Annotated in this window: 16 protein-coding genes; 2 read left to right on the top strand and 14 right to left on the bottom strand. The window is 61.1% G+C overall.

The genetic code is table 11. The features are described 5' to 3' along the window. Positions 1-75 precede the first annotated feature (75 nt). Complete coding sequence (locus R1W00_RS09465; RefSeq protein WP_317262495.1) at positions 76-1,167, top strand: hypothetical protein; 1,092 nt, start codon at positions 76-78, stop codon at positions 1,165-1,167. Here the strand turns inward: R1W00_RS09465 and R1W00_RS09460 are convergent. From R1W00_RS09460 to hisA, 5 genes are all read right to left on the bottom strand, one after another. After that, positions 1,164-1,481, bottom strand: a complete 318-nt coding sequence (locus R1W00_RS09460; protein ID WP_317262494.1) for a phosphoribosyl-ATP diphosphatase — start codon at positions 1,479-1,481, stop codon at positions 1,164-1,166. The two genes, R1W00_RS09465 and R1W00_RS09460, sit on opposite strands and share 4 nt — an antisense overlap. Continuing rightward, the gene (hisF, locus tag R1W00_RS09455) at positions 1,481-2,239 is read right to left on the bottom strand and encodes an imidazole glycerol phosphate synthase subunit HisF (RefSeq protein ID WP_317262493.1); all 759 of its coding nucleotides are present in this window, start codon (positions 2,237-2,239) and stop codon (positions 1,481-1,483) included. Before hisF ends, R1W00_RS09460 begins: the two co-directional genes overlap by 1 nt. Positions 2,240-2,301: 62 nt before the next feature. Then, positions 2,302-2,748, bottom strand: coding sequence for a DUF2867 domain-containing protein (locus R1W00_RS09450; protein ID WP_317262492.1), 447 nt, complete (start codon positions 2,746-2,748; stop codon positions 2,302-2,304). An 87-nt stretch (positions 2,749-2,835) separates the two neighbouring features. Beyond that, positions 2,836-3,168: a hypothetical protein gene (locus R1W00_RS09445; protein WP_317262491.1), complete on the bottom strand. Its 333-nt coding sequence runs from the start codon at positions 3,166-3,168 to the stop codon at positions 2,836-2,838. Between the two features lie 2 nt (positions 3,169-3,170). Next, on the bottom strand, positions 3,171-3,893 hold the full coding sequence (gene hisA, locus R1W00_RS09440) for a 1-(5-phosphoribosyl)-5-[(5-phosphoribosylamino)methylideneamino]imidazole-4-carboxamide isomerase (protein WP_317262490.1): 723 nt from the start codon (positions 3,891-3,893) through the stop codon (positions 3,171-3,173). A 126-nt stretch (positions 3,894-4,019) separates the two neighbouring features. On the opposite strand from hisA, the gene R1W00_RS09435 reads away from it, so the two are divergent. Continuing rightward, the gene (locus tag R1W00_RS09435; protein WP_317262489.1) at positions 4,020-4,415 is read left to right on the top strand and encodes a DUF2147 domain-containing protein; all 396 of its coding nucleotides are present in this window, start codon (positions 4,020-4,022) and stop codon (positions 4,413-4,415) included. An 84-nt stretch (positions 4,416-4,499) separates the two neighbouring features. Here the strand turns inward: R1W00_RS09435 and hisH are convergent, their stop codons facing one another. The 9 genes from hisH to betB all read right to left on the bottom strand — a co-directional run bounded on the left by hisH (position 4,500) and on the right by betB (position 15,348). Continuing rightward, complete coding sequence (gene hisH, locus R1W00_RS09430; RefSeq protein WP_317262915.1) at positions 4,500-5,138, bottom strand: imidazole glycerol phosphate synthase subunit HisH; 639 nt, start codon at positions 5,136-5,138, stop codon at positions 4,500-4,502. 5 nt (positions 5,139-5,143) lie between these two features. After that, positions 5,144-5,731 (bottom strand): imidazoleglycerol-phosphate dehydratase HisB, encoded by a 588-nt coding sequence (gene hisB / locus R1W00_RS09425; protein WP_317262488.1) that lies wholly within the window; start codon positions 5,729-5,731, stop codon positions 5,144-5,146. A 99-nt stretch (positions 5,732-5,830) separates the two neighbouring features. Continuing rightward, positions 5,831-6,526, bottom strand: a complete 696-nt coding sequence (urtE, locus tag R1W00_RS09420; RefSeq protein ID WP_317262487.1) for an urea ABC transporter ATP-binding subunit UrtE — start codon at positions 6,524-6,526, stop codon at positions 5,831-5,833. A 2-nt stretch (positions 6,527-6,528) separates the two neighbouring features. Then, a complete protein-coding gene (gene urtD, locus R1W00_RS09415; protein WP_317262486.1) occupies positions 6,529-7,269 on the bottom strand; it encodes an urea ABC transporter ATP-binding protein UrtD in 741 nt (246 codons plus the stop codon). Then, the gene (gene urtC, locus R1W00_RS09410) at positions 7,266-8,504 is read right to left on the bottom strand and encodes an urea ABC transporter permease subunit UrtC (protein WP_317262485.1); all 1,239 of its coding nucleotides are present in this window, start codon (positions 8,502-8,504) and stop codon (positions 7,266-7,268) included. The genes urtD and urtC overlap by 4 nt, the downstream gene beginning before the upstream one ends. Before the next feature lie 55 nt (positions 8,505-8,559). Continuing rightward, positions 8,560-10,515: an urea ABC transporter permease subunit UrtB gene (urtB, locus tag R1W00_RS09405; protein ID WP_317262484.1), complete on the bottom strand. Its 1,956-nt coding sequence runs from the start codon at positions 10,513-10,515 to the stop codon at positions 8,560-8,562. Between the two features lie 58 nt (positions 10,516-10,573). Then, positions 10,574-11,854 carry an urea ABC transporter substrate-binding protein gene (gene urtA / locus R1W00_RS09400; protein ID WP_317262483.1) on the bottom strand — a complete coding sequence of 427 codons (1,281 nt, stop codon included), beginning with the start codon at positions 11,852-11,854 and terminating at the stop codon, positions 10,574-10,576. Positions 11,855-12,217: 363 nt separating this feature from the next. Further along, the gene (gene betA, locus R1W00_RS09395; RefSeq protein WP_317262482.1) at positions 12,218-13,894 is read right to left on the bottom strand and encodes a choline dehydrogenase; all 1,677 of its coding nucleotides are present in this window, start codon (positions 13,892-13,894) and stop codon (positions 12,218-12,220) included. Beyond that, positions 13,894-15,348, bottom strand: a complete 1,455-nt coding sequence (gene betB / locus R1W00_RS09390; RefSeq protein WP_317262481.1) for a betaine-aldehyde dehydrogenase — start codon at positions 15,346-15,348, stop codon at positions 13,894-13,896. Before betB ends, betA begins: the two co-directional genes overlap by 1 nt. Positions 15,349-15,373 lie beyond the last annotated feature (25 nt).

Genomic DNA, 15,373 nt, shown 5'->3' with positions numbered 1-15,373 from the left:
AAAATCGCCGTATTTTTCTGCTAAACTGGGCCAAACACGACGCATAAACCCGCGCAGAGCAGTCAGGCCAGTCACATGTCAAACAGTTATGAGGCGTTCAAAACCGCCCTGAAAACCCGTGAGTCCGGTGGCGATTACACCGCCGTCAATTCCTTCGGCTATCTGGGGGCCTATCAGTTCGGTGAGGCCGCTCTGGTCGATCTGGGGTTCGTTGTTCTGGACGACAATCCCTATGACAACGACTTTAACGGCGGCTGGACCGGCAAGATGGGGATCAATTCCGCCGCCGATTTCCTGAACAGCCCAGCCGCGCAAGAGGCGGCTGCGGATGAGTGGTTTGAACTGCTCTGGGATTATGCCGTTGCGCTGGATCTGGACGCCTATCTGGGCCAGACGGTCGGGGGCGTCTACATCACCGCCAGCGCGATCATCGCCGGTGCGCATCTGCTGGGCGCGGGCGGGGTTGCGACGTGGTTGAACTCGGGCGGCACGATTGAGATTTACGACGGCTACGGCACCCCGATTAGCGAATATCTGGCCCTGTTTTCGGGATATGAGATGCCGTTTGATACAGGCGAAGAGCCCGGCGATCTGATCCCCGGTGTGGTTCTGATCGGGGATGCGGGCGATGATGACCTAAGCGGCACCGACAACGACGACATCCTGACCGGCAATGGCGGGCGCGACCGTCTGTCGGGACTGGACGGGGATGATGATCTGGACGGCGGGGACGGTGTTGACGTGCTGCTGGGCGGGGAGGGGGACGACGTTCTGGCCGGGGGCGATGCGTTCGATTTCCTGATCGGCGGAGACGGGGGCGACACGATGTTTGGCGGCGCGTCCCGTGATCTGTTGGTCGGTCAGGCCGGTCGGGACGAGATTTCCGGCGGCGCGGGCGATGACATCCTGATCGGCGGCGCGGGCACGGATTTGTTTTACTTTAACGACGGGGACGGCAACGATCGCGTGCTGGATTTCGATCCGACCAGCACAGGCGATGTCGTTGTTTTGTCGGGAAATTCCGAAATCACCGACTATGCCGACCTGCGCGACAACCACATGGTGCAACAGGGCGGCAATGTCGTGATCGACGACGGGCAGGGCAATTCGATCACCCTGATCGGCCTGACCTTGGCCGAGCTTGAAGCGAACGATTTCGTCTTTTAACCCTTGGGGCGGGCGGCCTTTTCGGCGATGCCCGACAGGCCCTGACGGCGTGCCAGTTCGCCTAGCACATCATCGAGGGCCACGTCCCGCGCCGCCAGCATGACCAGCATGTGGTACAGAACATCCGCCGCCTCATATGTCAGGTTTTCGCGGTCGTTCTTGGCGGCGGCGATGATGGCCTCGATCGCTTCTTCACCGAATTTCTCGGCGCATTTTTCGGGACCTTTGGACAGCAATTTCGCGGTCCAGCTGCTGTCGGGGTCGGCGCCTTTGCGCGAGGCGATCACGGTTTCCAGTTCGCGCAGAATATCCATCACAGACGCACCCCGATCCCTGCGGCGGCCATGTGTTCCTTGGCCTCGCCGATGGTGAATTCCCCAAAGTGAAAGATCGAGGCGGCCAGAACCGCGCTTGCCCCGCCCTTGGTCACGCCCTCAACCAGATGGTCCAGCGTACCGACCCCGCCCGAAGCAATAACCGGGATGTCGACCGCGTCGCTGATCGCTTTGGTCAGGGGCAGGTTGAAGCCCGCGCGCGTCCCGTCGCGGTCCATGCTGGTCAACAGGATTTCGCCCGCGCCTTTGGATTCGACCAGTTTGGCGAATTCAACCGCGTCAATGCCCGTGGGTTTGCGCCCGCCGTGGGTAAAGATTTCCCATTTGCCGGGGGCCACGGTTTTCGCGTCGATGGCGACGACGATGCACTGGCTGCCGAAATGTTGGGACGCCTCGCGCACCACGTCGGGATTGGCCACGGCGGCCGAGTTGAAACTGACCTTATCCGCACCGGCCAGCAGCAGGGCGCGCACGTCCTCAACGGTGCGCACACCGCCGCCCACGGTCAGGGGCATAAAGCATTGCTCGGCCGTGCGGGTCACCAGATCGAACATCGTGCCACGGTTTTCGTGGGTCGCGTGGATGTCGAGGAAACACAGTTCATCCGCGCCAGCGGCGTCATAGGCCTTGGCCGCCTCAACAGGGTCGCCCGCGTCGATCAGATCGACAAAGTTGACACCTTTGACAACACGGCCATCGGCCACGTCCAAACAGGGAATGATGCGGGTTTTCAGCATGATCGACGCCTTTTTGGTGATGCCGCCTCTATGCCAAGAAAGGCGCGGGGCGTCTATGGGGTTTATGGCGTGCCCTTGGCGATCTGGGCAACGGCGCTGCGCGACATCAGAATGTGAAACGGCATCACGGCGGCCAGATACACGCGCCCGATCCAGTTGTTGCGATGCACCCACGTCGCCATGTAGACGCGGCCCTGATCCTGCATCACGGTGATGCGGAAATTCAGGTGGCTGTCGTCAAACCCCATGTTCAGCTCATTTTCCGTGTCATAGGTCACGGGAAACATCGCGCCGTTCTGCTCAAACTCGGTCCGCAGGCCAAGGGGCGCAACGATCCGGTTGCGCAGGCTCAACAGGGCGTTGGCCCACGTCGGCATCTGCATCGCCAAATCGGCGGCGGGACGCGCGGGCAGATCACTGCGACAGCTATAGCAATCAAGGAAATCGCCGTCCTGATACAGGGTCCACAGGTTGGACGTGGCGGGCAAGGTGGATTTTTCAACAGGCATCGGATGTCTCCGCGATGGGTACTGATACTGACGCGGCGATCAGGCGCGAAAATCCCCGCGCCCGCAAAGGGACATCTTGGCGCAGGTCTAGGCGCGGTTCCGTTTCCGGTTGATCGCCTCCACACCTAGGAGCAGCAGCACCAGCGGCCCCGCCGCATAGAGATACGCAATCACCGCAAATTCGTGCAGGCCGGACAAAACCGCGGCTATCCCATCCGGCGTGTGCGCGCAGTGGGCATAGCCGATGAACGCGTGCCCGTCGCAATCGGCACCGGCCCAAAGGAGCGTGCCCCACGACAACACAAAGAAAAGCGCGACAAGCTGAACAGCCCGCCGCGCCCATCGCGTTTTCATCCAGACGCTGATCAACAGGCCACCAGCAATGCTTGCCGGCACAAGGCCATAGATCAGCTGTTCCATTGTCATGCCTTGAGGATCGCCAATGCCTCGGCCAGATCAATCGCCCCGTCATAGAGGGCGCGGCCCGAGATCGCCCCGTCCAGAGGCGCGCCACAGGCCTTTAGGTTGCGCAGATCGTCCAGCGACGACACACCGCCCGAGGCGATCACGGGGATCGACACGGCATGGGCCAGCGCGGCGGTGGCGTCCACGTTCGGACCCTGCATCGCGCCGTCGCGGTTGATGTCGGTATAGATGATGGCCGAAACGCCCGCGTCCTCAAACGATTTGGCAAGGTCGGTGACCATCACGTTGGTTTCCTCGGCCCAGCCCTTAGTCGCCACACGGCCATCGCGCGCGTCGATGCCAACGGCCACGTGGCCCGGAAACGCCTTGGCGGCCTCACGGACCAGATCGGGGTTTTCCACGGCGACGGTGCCAAGGATCACACGCTGCAACCCCTTGGACAGCCACATCTCGATCGTGGCCATGTCGCGGATACCGCCGCCCAACTGCGCGGGCACCTTGGTCGTGCTCAGGATGTCCTCAACCGCCTTGGCGTTCACCGGCTCACCCGCAAAGGCCCCGTTCAGGTCCACAAGGTGCAACCACTCACACCCCGCATCCACAAAGGATTGCGCCTGCGCGGCGGGGTTGTCGTTGAACACGGTCGCCTGATCCATCTCGCCCTTGTACAGGCGTACGCACTGGCCATCCTTCAGATCGATAGCGGGATAGAGGATCATGTCGCGGTCTCCTTTGGTTTCTGGCGCTGTTATGCACGGGCGGGCGCGGAATGCAACGGACCTCACGTTAGGCTTGCCCGATTGGGGAACATTGGGTCAAGGTGATCACGATCAAGGGAGGAGATCATGAAAAAACTCGCATCCATCGTGATGGCCGCGGCTCTTTGGGCAGGACCGGCTCTGGCCGCTGATCCGATCGAAGGGATCTGGAAAACGACCCCCGACGACAACGGCAATTTCGGCCATATCGTGGTGAAGCCCTGTGGCGCGAAAATCTGCGGCACCCTGACCAAGGCGTTCAATGGCGCGGGGCAGGAAATCCCAAGCGACAACGTCGGCAAGGCGATCATCTGGGACATGGTGGCGCTGGGCGAGGGGGCTTACGGCAAGGGCAAGGTCTGGTCGCCCGACCGCGACAAAACCTATTCGTCCAAGATGCAGCTTACCGGCGACAAACTGTCGGTATCGGGCTGTGTCCTCGGGATTTGCCGCGATGGCGGGACATGGACGCGTTTGAAATAACGCCGCCATCCCGCGCCAATCCGCTTAAACAAACAAAGGGGCCGAATGGCCCCTTTGACAATTGAATAACAGGTGCAACGGCGCTTACGGCGCCCAGCTCAGGAAATTCGCAATCAGGCGCAGGCCGACGGCTTGGCTCTTTTCCGGATGGAACTGCGTGCCGATCATGTTGTCGCGACCCACGATGGCGGTGATGTCTTCGCCATAGTCGCAATGGGCCAAACGATGCGCGCTATCGGCAACCTTGAAATGATAGCTGTGCACGAAATAGGCGTGATCGCCGGTCTCGATGCCGTCAAACACGGGGTGCGCGTGGTCGATCACCAGATCGTTCCACCCCATATGCGGCACCTTCAACGCAGGGTCCTGCGGCGTGATGCGCACGACCTCACCGCCGATCCAGTCAAAACCGGGGGTGGGTTCGTATTCCAAACCGCGCGTCGCCAGCATCTGCATCCCGATGCAAATGCCCATGAACGGACGCCCGCCCTTGGTCACGACCTCATCAATCGCCTCAAACAGACCGGTGTGCTCAAACAGCTCGCGATAGCAGGCCGGATAGGCCCCGTCGCCCGGCAGGACAACACGGTCCGCACGGCGCACGATATCGGGGTCCGAGGTGACCACCACGGTGCCCGCACCGGTCTCGCTGGCAACCCGCTCAAACGCCTTTTGGGCCGAGTGCAGGTTGCCGGATTCGTAATCAACAATCGCCGTCAGCATTCCGGTCACAGCGCCCCTTTGGTCGACGGGATTTCATCGGCCTTGCGCGGATCGGTTTCCACGGCCTCTCGCAGGGCACGGGCCACCGATTTGAACGCGGCCTCGGCGATGTGGTGGCTGTTCAACCCGTGCAGCGCGTCGATGTGCAGCGTGATGCCGCCATGCGTGCTGAGGGCCTGAAAGAACTCGCGCACCAGTTCGGTGTCGAATGTGCCGATCTTGGCGCTGGGGAAATCAACGTTCCACACCAGAAACGGGCGCGCCGACAGGTCAAGCGCCGAACGCACCAACGTATCGTCCATCGGCAACAGGCAGGACCCATAGCGGCGGATGCCCTTTTTGTCGCCCAGTGCCTGCACCAAGGCCTGACCCAGCGCGATGCCGGTGTCCTCAACCGTGTGGTGGTCGTCGATGTGCAGATCGCCCTTGGCGCGGATGGTGAAATCGATCAGCGAATGGCGCGACAACTGATCCAGCATGTGGTCGAAAAAGCCCACGCCGGTCTGGTTGTCATAGCTGCCGGTGCCATCCAGATCGATGGTGACCGAGATCTCTGTTTCCGAAGTTTTGCGCGTAATGGTGGCGGTCCGCATGGCCTGTCTCCGCTGTGATACAGGCGGCTTATACGGCGTGGCGCGCGCGGGGGCTAGGGGGCAGGGGTGATTTCGCCCGTGCCCATCTGTGCATTGGGGTTAAACGGACACGTTTTGCATCAAGGTGTCTTTGGCCAACTCGCCCTTGGCGCCCGATAGGACGACCTCGCCGCGTTTCATGACGACGAATTGGTCGGCCAGCTTGTAGGCGAATTCGAAATACTGCTCGACCAGAACAATCGCCATATCCCCGCGATCGCGCAGCAGGCTGATCACCTCGCCGATCTGTTGGATGATGTTGGGCTGAATGCCTTCGGTCGGTTCGTCCAGCAGCAACAGCTTGGGTCGCGTGATCAAAGCTCGCGCGATGGCCAACTGTTGCTGTTGCCCGCCCGACAGGTCCCCGCCACGGCGGTGCAGGAACTGTTTCAGGATCGGGAAGAGTTCGAAAATTTCATCGGGAATTTCGCGATCCCCGCGCGGCAGGCACCCGAACCCCGTCTCAAGGTTCTCGCGCACCGTCAACAGCGGGAAAATCTCGCGCCCCTGCGGCACATATCCGATCCCCGCCTGCGCCAACAGATGCGGCGGCATCTTGCCCAGATCCTGCCCATCCAGACGCACCACCCCGCCCGAGCGTGGATGTGTGCCCGAAATCGCCTTGAGCAGCGAGGTCTTGCCCACCCCGTTCGTGCCCATGACACAGGTGACCTGACCGGTTTCAGCCGCCATCGAAATCCCGTGCAGAATTTGGGAATGCCCGTAGTGCAGGGTCAGATTGTCGATCTCAAGCATACTTATCGTCCAAGATAGACGTCGATGACGTCTTGGTTTGCGGTCACGTGGTCCAGACTGCCCTCGGCCAGAACCGATCCTTCATGCAGGACGGTCACCTTACAGTTCAGGCGGCGCACGAATTCCATATCGTGTTCCACCACCACCACGGCGCGGGTTTTCGCGGCCTCGACAAGGATCGAGGTGGTCTGTTCCCGCTCGGCCAGCGTCATACCGGCGGCGGGTTCATCGACCAGCAACAGGCGCGGGTCCTGTGCCAGCAACATCCCGATCTCCAGCCACTGTTTTTGTCCATGCGATAGCTCGCCCGATTTACGGTAGAGCTGATCCCCCAGACCGATCTGGCCCGCCAAGTCTGCGACCTGATCCATATCCGCATCCGTTGCGCGGAAGAACAGCACGCTCATCGGGCTGCGGTTCTTTTTCAGGGCCATCATCAGGTTGTCCTGAACGCTCTGATCCTCGAACACGGTGGGTTTCTGGAATTTGCGGCCAATGCCCGCTTGGGCGATCTTGGCCTCGGACATCTTGAGCAGGGACACGGATTTCTCGCCCCACAAGACGCGGCCCTCATCGGGTTTGGTCTTGCCGGTCACGATGTCCATGAACGTGGTTTTGCCTGCGCCGTTGGGGCCGATGATCGCGCGCAACTCGGCCTTGCCGATCTGGAACGACAGGTTGTTGATCGCGCGAAACCCGTCAAACGTGACAGAAACGCCGGAAACTTCGAGAAGGGTGCTCATTCGCTGGCCTCCTTTTCACGTAGGGAGCCGTCATCGGGGCCAAGGTCGGCACCGTGGCGCGCAGGGGCGCGGCGGTCGATCCACAGATCCACCAGACCGCCAATGCCTTTGGGCGCGAACAGCGTGACCAGAACAAAGGACATGCCCAGCACGATCAGCCACCAGTCCACCCATTGCACGGTATAGAACCCAAGGTTGATGTCAGGGGCCTGACCGCCGGTGAACCACGTCGAGATCAGCGACACAAAAGCCGCCCCGATCACCGCGCCATAGAGACGTCCACGGCCACCGATGGCGACCCAGACCGCCAGATAGATCGACGCAATCGGTGCGATCTCGGCGGGGTTGATGATGCCCGCCTGCGGGTAATAAAGGGCGCCCGCAATCCCCGCGATACAGGCGGTGACCGTAAAGATGAACAGCTTGTACGTCTCGACCGAATAGCCAAGGAAACGCACGCGTGCCTCATTGTCGCGAATGCCGCGCACGACCGAGCCGAACTTGCCCGACACGATCCACGCCGCAAGGATATAGCCCAGACCCAGAGCCACCGCAGAGGCCCAGAGGAACCAGATCGACACGGTCGATTGGGGCACGTCATCCAGACCCGGAAGGTTCTGCAGGCCCGACAGACCGTTGTTGCCGCGCAGGCCGCTTTCGTTCTGGAAGAGATACAACGACAGGGCCAGCGTCATCGCCTGTGTCAGGATCGACAGGTAAACGCCGGTGACGCGGCTGCGAAACGCCAGCCAGCCAAAGACCAGCGCCAGAATACCCGGTACCAGAACGACAAGGATCAACTGGATCGTCAGGCTATGCGCAAAGGACCAGATCAGGGGGAACTCGTTGCTGCCGACCACGCCGAAAATCTGGGTGCCGATGCCATCGACGATTTCCTGCGGGGTGGGGGGGATTTCGGCCTGTGCCAAGGCGTCGGTGACGATGAGGCGCGTGCGCTCATACATCAGCCACATGCCGATCATATAGCCGCCCAGACCGAAAAAGGCGAAATGCCCAAGGGACAGGATCCCGCAATAACCCCAGACCAGATCCATCGCGATGGCGATCAGGCACAGGCACAGCGTCTTGCCCAGCGTTTTGACAAAGCTGGTCGAGATCAGGCCGGTGCCCGTGCCCTCGGCCAACAGGGTCACGCCAAGGGTGAACAGGGCCAGCATGGCCAGAAAATACAGAACCGACGGGTTGCGCATGACAAAGCTTTTGTGGGTGTTCATAGCGCGCTCTCCTTATGCAGGGCGGGACGGGCGAGGAGGGGGGTAAATCGCATGATCAATCCCCCGCGGCCCGACCCTTGAGCGCGATGATCCCGCGCGGTCGGAACTGAATAAAGATGATGATAAAGATGATCATATAGGTCTGTGCGGCCAGCGTGTTCGAGGGGTTGAACCACTCGATGCCTTTTTGCAGGAACCCGATCATCGCCGCACCGGCCAGCGTGCCCCAGATGTTGCCAACGCCGCCGACCACAACGGTCATAAAGGATTGCACGATGTAATCGCTGCCCAGTTCCGACGTCACCTTGGCGAACAGACCGATGGCGACACCGGCAATCCCCGCGATCCCCGAGCCAAGCCCGAAGGTCAGCATGTTCACGCGGTTGGGGTTGATCCCCATGCTGGCGGCCATGCGCGGGTTTTGCGTCACGGCGCGGGTTTCCAGACCCAGACGCGTGCGTTTCATGATGAACAGGAACACACACAAAAAGATCAGGGCCAGCACGAAAATCGCGATCCGGATATAGCTGATCGAGACGATGTCGTTCATCACCCACGACCCGTCCAGCCACGCGGGCGAGGTCAGCGGGCGGGCCTGTGTCCCAAAGATGTTCTTGGCCAGCTGTTGCAGGGCAATCGAAATCCCGAAGGTCGCCAGCAGGGTTTCCAGAGGCCGGTTATAGAGCCACCGGATCACCAGACGCTCCATCAGGACACCGGCGGCAAATGTCACCGCAAAGGCCAGCGGGATCGCCACGATGATCGACAGGGTGTGGTTGGGCACGAATTGCTGAACCACATAGCCGGTATAGGCGCCCATCATGATGAATTCGCCATGCGCCATGTTGATCACGCCCATCACACCGAACGTGATGGCCAGACCGATGGCGGCAAGGAAATAGATCGAGGCCAGCGACAGCGCATCCAGCGTCAGGTCCAGCGTCTGGTTCAACCCGACCTTGACCTCAATGGCCTTCAGGGCCTCCTCGACCGCCGTGGTGATGGCGGGATCGGTTTCGTCATAAACGCGCACAAAGGTGTATTCGGCCAGACGGTCGTCGATATCGGCGTCTGTGGCTGTGGCGGGGACGATACCGGCCTCGGCCAGCGCGGCATAGGCGGTCAGGCGCGCGTCGTCGCTGTCCAGCTCATGCACGGGCACGCCACCGACGCTGCCGCCTTGGATGTTGGCGATCAGGGCGGCGCGGATGTCATCGTTGTCGATACGGGGCAGGGCATCGCCACCGGCCACCAACAGGGCATAGGCCTCTGCGGCGGGCAGGTCCTCGGACCCGGGTTTCAGGGTCTCGGCCACGTTCCATTCGACGGGCACGTCGCCCGAGACGACCATGATCTTGCTGCTGGTCAGCGGGTTCAGCGTGGCGCGCACGTCCAGACCCAAATCGCCCGCCATGTCGTTGATGGCGGCGATACGTGCCGCGCTGTCCTCGTCATAGCCGATGGTCAACAGCCGTTCCAAACGGCGTTTCTGGGCGGCAATGGCGGCGTCCTGTTCGCTGTCAATCGAGGCGCGAAGGGGCGCAAGCAAGCTGGCCTCGGGGTCGCGTTCAATGGCGATCAGCGCATCACGGCGTTTCGCGGGATCGGGATCGGACAACTGAAACTGGACAAGGGCCGTGCCGATCATGCCACGGATGCCGCTGTTGGGTTTCAGTTGTTTGAAATCTTCGTCAGGGGTCGGACCCAGATCGGCCCCGCTGTCCAGATCGAACAGGTTCAGGGTTTTGCGATCAATCTCTTCGGCGCGAAAGAAAATCCCGTCGGCTTGGCGTTGCCAGATTTCCTTGGCCTGCCATGCCTCAAGCACGGTCTGCATCTGGGGGAGGCCGCTGTTTGCGAGGGCGTCGATGGCCGGACCGATGGTCTTGCGCGAGCTTTTTTCGATCAGCGCGCGATTTTCCTGCAAAAGGTCCTGAACCGGGGTGTCCTGCGCCGTGGCACTTGCACACGACAGGATCAGCGCGAACAGCGCAATCAAGAGATTTTTCATGGGGTAGGGTCCACTGTCGAAGGGGGCACGGGGCCCCCTTCAATCAAGTCAGGTCAGATCAGTAGTTCGATTTGATCTGTACGCAGGTGCTGGTCTCGGTGTTGTACATACCACAGCCCAGATCTTTCCAGTCCGATTTCAGGACAGCCGATTCCGGCAGGAAGTCGGTCCATGCATCGCCGGGAACCTCGGTGGTCTGGCTGATGATGTCGAATTGACCGTCTTCCAGGATCTCACCGATCAGAACCGGTTTCGCCAGGTGGTGGTTGGGCAGCATAACTGCTGTACCGCCGGTCAGGTTCGGGAACTCTTGGCCGTACATTGCGGTCCGAACAGCGTCCACATCGGTGGTGCCAGCGGCCTCAACGGCGTTCACCCACATGTTGAAGCCGATGTAGTGTGCTTCCATCGGGTCGTTGGTCACGCGCTCTTCGCCCATGCGAGCTTTCCAAGCTTCGACCCACTCGGCGTTGGTGTCTGTGTCAGCCGACTGGAAGTAGTTCCAAGCGGCCAGGTGACCGACCAGGTTCGAGGTGTCCAGACCGGACAGTTCTTCTTCACCAACCGAGAAGGCCACGACGGGGATGTCGTCTGCCGAGATACCAGCAGCAGCCAGCTCTTTGTAGAAGCCGATGTTCGCGTCACCGTTGATGGTCGAGATCACGCCGACTTTTTTGCCGTCTGCACCCAGAGCAACAACGTCAGCAACGATTTTGGACCAGTCGCTGTGGCCGAAGGGGGTGTAGTTGACGAAGATGTCTTCTTCGGCAATGCCTTTGCCCTTCAGGTAGCTTTCCAGAATGTTGTTGGTCGTACGCGGGTAGACATAGTCGGTGCCCAGCAGTGCGAATTTCTCAACACCCAGTTCGTCCAGGAAGTAATCGGTGGCGGGGATCGCCTGTTGGTTCGGAGCAGCACCGGTGTAGAACACGTTTTTCGAGCTCTCTTCACCTTCGTACTGAACCGGGTAGAACAGAAGACCGTTCAGTTCTTCGATCACGGGCAGAACCGATTTACGCGAAACCGAGGTCCAGTTCCCAAAGATCACGTCGGTCTCGTGTACGGTCAGCAGCTCACGTGCTTTTTCAGCAAACAGCGGCCAGTCCGACGCGGGGTCAACGACCACGGCCTCAAGCTCACAGCCCAGAACGCCGCCTTTTTCGTTTTGCTGTTCAACCAGCATCAGCATGGTGTCTTTCAGCGTCGTTTCCGAGATCGCCATGGTGCCCGACAGCGAGTGCAGAACGCCGACTTTGATCGGGCAGTCTGCTGCCATCGCAGCCGTGCTCAGTGCGCCCAAGGCAACGGTGCCGGCCAGCATGGTGTTCACAAATTTCATATTAACCCTCCTGGCGAAGCCGGGTCGCGCCTTGCCCTTTGGGGAGGACACGCCTAAATCGGCCTCGCAACTGTTGTTGCGTTTCGTGTGGCGGCTTGCGAGCTCCACTTCGATTGGTCGCCACACACCCCCTTTTCCAAGACCTCTGAACGGGCCCCTCATGAAGGCCCCTTACGGTTGGGTTAATCCGTCGGGGTGCGCAATTTCGGGGGGCTGCATTTGCCGCAATCCGCCGTTCATTCAAATGTGAATGTCTAAAAATTGTGCGGTGCGGTCATTTCATGTGCAAACGTGAATTCGATTTGCACGAATCAAAAGGCGCGCACACGCATTAAGCGAATGACGCGCCTAGTGATTATGTTTTCAGCGCTGGGCGGTGCCTGTGCGCGGGTTGAGCCAAGGTTTGGCGTTTGACGGGGCCAGATTGGGTCGGCCAAGCAGGCTGTCGGACACTTTTTCCCCGACCATGATCGAGGGCGCGTTCAGGTTGCCGTTGGTGATGCGCGGGAAAATCGAGCTGTCCGCGACGCGCAACCCGTCCACCCCGATCACGCGTGCGTCGGGATCAACCACGGCCATCGGATCGTTCTTGTCGCCCATCTTGCAGGTTCCGCAGGGGTGATAGGCGCTCTCGACATGTTCGCGGATGAACCCGTCCAGTTCGTCATCGGTTTGCACATCCGCGCCCGGCTGAATTTCGTGACGGACATAGGGGGCAAAGGCCTCTTGCCCGAAAATCTCACGCGTCAGGCGGATGCAGGTGCGGAAATCGCGCCAGTCATCGGCATGCGACATATAGTTGAACAGGATGGAGGGCGCGTCTTTTGGATCGCTGCTGTTCAACGTGACCGCGCCACGGCTTTTGGAGCGCATCGGACCGACGTGGGCTTGGAACCCGTGACCCTCGGCGGCGGCCTGACCGTCATAGCGCACGGCGATGGGCAGGAAGTGATACTGGATGTCGGGATAGGACACATCCGCGCGGGATCGGATGAACGCCGCGCTCTCGAACTGGTTCGAGGCCCCCAGACCCGTTTTGGTGAACAGCCACTGCGCCCCCACCAAGGCTTTGCCGAAGAGGTTCCAGTATTTGTACAGGCTGACCGGTTGGCTGGCGGCCATCTGGATATAGAGTTCCAGATGGTCCTGTAGGTTCTGGCCCACACCCGCACGATCCGCGACCACATCGATACCGTGCTCGGCCAGATGGGCGGCGGGGCCGATGCCCGACAGCATCAACAGCTTGGGCGAGTTGATCGACGAGGCGGCGATGACCACCTCACGCCGTGCCATCAGGCGTTTGATCTGGCCGCCCTGTTCGTATTCCACACCCACGGCGCGTCCGTTTTCGATGATGACCTTGCGCGCCAGTCCACGCACGATGTCACAGTTCGGACGTTTTAGCGCGGGTTTCAGATAGGCATTGGCCGCCGACCAGCGTTGACCGTTGTAGACGGTCTGCTCCATCGGGCCAAAGCCCTCTTGCTGTTCGCCGTTGTAATCGCCGGTGGTCTCGTATCCGGCCTGACGCCCCGCCTCGACAAAGGCCTGAACCAGTGGGTTGTCCCGCTTGCCCCGCGTCACATGCAGGGGGCCATCGGTGCCGCGCCACGTCGGATCGCCGCCATGACCGCCATCGTGCCACGTCTCCATCCGTTTGAAATAGGGCAGCACATCCGCATAGCCCCAGCCATGCGCGCCCGCCTCGGCCCAATGGTCGTAATCCATCGCGTGGCCGCGCACATAGACCATGCCGTTGATCGACGAGGACCCGCCGATCACCTTGCCCCGCGGACAAGCCAGACGGCGACCGCCCAGATGCGGCTCGGGGTCCGACCAATAGCCCCAGTCATAACGGCGCATGTTCATCGGATAGGACAGGGCGGCGGGCATCTGGATGAACGGCCCCGCATCGGTGCCGCCAAATTCCAGAACCAGAACCGAATTGCTCCCGTCTTCGGACAGGCGATAGGCCATGGCACATCCGGCCGAGCCCGCGCCGACAATCACGAAATCTGCGGTTTTTTGATCCATCGACATCAGAAGGCAGCCTCGGTCGGGCCGGTGGCCACATAGACGGTTTTCAGTTCAGAGTAATGCTCAATCGCGGCCTTGCCGTTCTCGCGTCCCACGCCGGACAGTTTGGTGCCGCCAAAGGGCGCCTCGACCGGGGTCAGGTTATAGGTGTTGATCCAGCACGTCCCCGCCCGCAGTTGGCGGATCACGCGATGCGCGCAGGTCAGGTCGTTGGTATAGACCCCCGCCGCAAGGCCAAAGCCCGTGTCATTGGCGCGCGCGATCACGTCGTCCTCATCGTCGAAATCCAGAACCGACAGGACGGGGCCGAAAATCTCGTCCCGCGCGATGGTCATATCGTCGGTGACATCGGCGAAAACGGTGGGTTCCATATAGAACCCGTCGCGCTCAATGGCCTGTCCGCCCAGCATCAGGCGCGCGCCCTCGGACTGGCCTTTGGCGATGAACCCCAGAACCTGTTGGCGCTGGGTGTCTGACACCATGGGGCCGAAATTCGTCGCCTCGTCCAGCGGGTCGCCGATGACGGCGGTTTTGGTGCGTTCCACCAGACGGGACAGGAATTTGTCCTTGATGGCGCGGTGCACAAAGACGCGGGTGCCGTTCGAACAGATCTGGCCGCTGGAATAAAAGTTGCCGTTGATGGCGCCGCTGATCGCGTCCTCAATGTTCGCGTCGTCAAACACGATCATGGGGGATTTCCCGCCCAGTTCCATCGTGACGTGTTTGATCCCCGCAGCGGCGGCGGCATAGACCTTGCGCCCCGTGGGGACCGAACCGGTCAGGGACACCTTGGCGACGCGCGCGTCCTCTATCAAACTGGCGCCGACATTGCCCAGACCCTGCACAACGTTGAACACACCGGCCGGCAATCCGGCCTCAATCAGGATTTCCGCCAGTTTTAGCGCGCCCAGCGGGGTTTGCTCGGACGGTTTGAACACCATCGCATTGCCGCAGGTCAGGGCCGGCGCGGCCTTCCAACAGGCGATCTGGGTCGGATAGTTCCACGCGCCGATGCCCACACAGACACCCAGCGGTTCGCGCACCGTATAGACGAAATCATCGCCCAGCTGCAGATGCTCGCCCCCAAGGGTCGCGGCCAGCCCGCCGAAATATTCCAACGCATCCGCACCGGACGTCGCATCCGCGATCAGGGTTTCCTGCAACGGCTTGCCCGTATCCATGGTTTCCAGAACCGACAGGTCGCGGTTGCGGTCGCGAATGATGTCGGCCGCACGGCGCAGGACGCGACCCCGTTCCGTGCCGGTCATCGCGGCCCATTGTGCTTGGGCGGCCTCGGCGGCGGTCAGGGCCGCGTCGATGATCGCGGGGGTGGCGGAATAGACGGTGGCGATGGTTTCACCGGTCGCCGGATAGATCACGGGGATCGGTGTGCCGGCGGTGTCCTCGACATATTGGCCGTTGATGAAATGGCTGGCGGAGGGTTGGGCGTTGGTCATTGCAGTCTCTGGTATGCGTGTGGAT

Source organism: Rhodovulum sp. FJ3 (assembly GCF_032918305.1).
Taxonomy (GTDB): domain Bacteria; phylum Pseudomonadota; class Alphaproteobacteria; order Rhodobacterales; family Rhodobacteraceae; genus SAT37.
Note: the sequence above shows the minus strand (reverse complement) of the source record. Positions and strands in the feature narration are given on the sequence as shown.

Bases quoted from the DNA above. Each gene is read 5' to 3' on its own strand.
- R1W00_RS09465 (WP_317262495.1), top strand. From the start codon at position 76: ATGTCAAACAGTTATGAGGCGTTCAAAACCGCCCTGAAAACCCGTGAG.
- R1W00_RS09460 (WP_317262494.1), bottom strand. From the start codon at position 1,481: ATGGATATTCTGCGCGAACTGGAAACCGTGATCGCCTCGCGCAAAGGC.
- hisF (WP_317262493.1), bottom strand. From the start codon at position 2,239: ATGCTGAAAACCCGCATCATTCCCTGTTTGGACGTGGCCGATGGCCGT.
- R1W00_RS09450 (WP_317262492.1), bottom strand. From the start codon at position 2,748: ATGCCTGTTGAAAAATCCACCTTGCCCGCCACGTCCAACCTGTGGACC.
- R1W00_RS09445 (WP_317262491.1), bottom strand. From the start codon at position 3,168: ATGGAACAGCTGATCTATGGCCTTGTGCCGGCAAGCATTGCTGGTGGC.
- hisA (WP_317262490.1), bottom strand. From the start codon at position 3,893: ATGATCCTCTATCCCGCTATCGATCTGAAGGATGGCCAGTGCGTACGC.
- R1W00_RS09435 (WP_317262489.1), top strand. From the start codon at position 4,020: ATGAAAAAACTCGCATCCATCGTGATGGCCGCGGCTCTTTGGGCAGGA.
- hisH (WP_317262915.1), bottom strand. From the start codon at position 5,138: ATGCTGACGGCGATTGTTGATTACGAATCCGGCAACCTGCACTCGGCC.
- hisB (WP_317262488.1), bottom strand. From the start codon at position 5,731: ATGCGGACCGCCACCATTACGCGCAAAACTTCGGAAACAGAGATCTCG.
- urtE (WP_317262487.1), bottom strand. From the start codon at position 6,526: ATGCTTGAGATCGACAATCTGACCCTGCACTACGGGCATTCCCAAATT.
- urtD (WP_317262486.1), bottom strand. From the start codon at position 7,269: ATGAGCACCCTTCTCGAAGTTTCCGGCGTTTCTGTCACGTTTGACGGG.
- urtC (WP_317262485.1), bottom strand. From the start codon at position 8,504: ATGAACACCCACAAAAGCTTTGTCATGCGCAACCCGTCGGTTCTGTAT.
- urtB (WP_317262484.1), bottom strand. From the start codon at position 10,515: ATGAAAAATCTCTTGATTGCGCTGTTCGCGCTGATCCTGTCGTGTGCA.
- urtA (WP_317262483.1), bottom strand. From the start codon at position 11,854: ATGAAATTTGTGAACACCATGCTGGCCGGCACCGTTGCCTTGGGCGCA.
- betA (WP_317262482.1), bottom strand. From the start codon at position 13,894: ATGTCGATGGATCAAAAAACCGCAGATTTCGTGATTGTCGGCGCGGGC.
- betB (WP_317262481.1), bottom strand. From the start codon at position 15,348: ATGACCAACGCCCAACCCTCCGCCAGCCATTTCATCAACGGCCAATAT.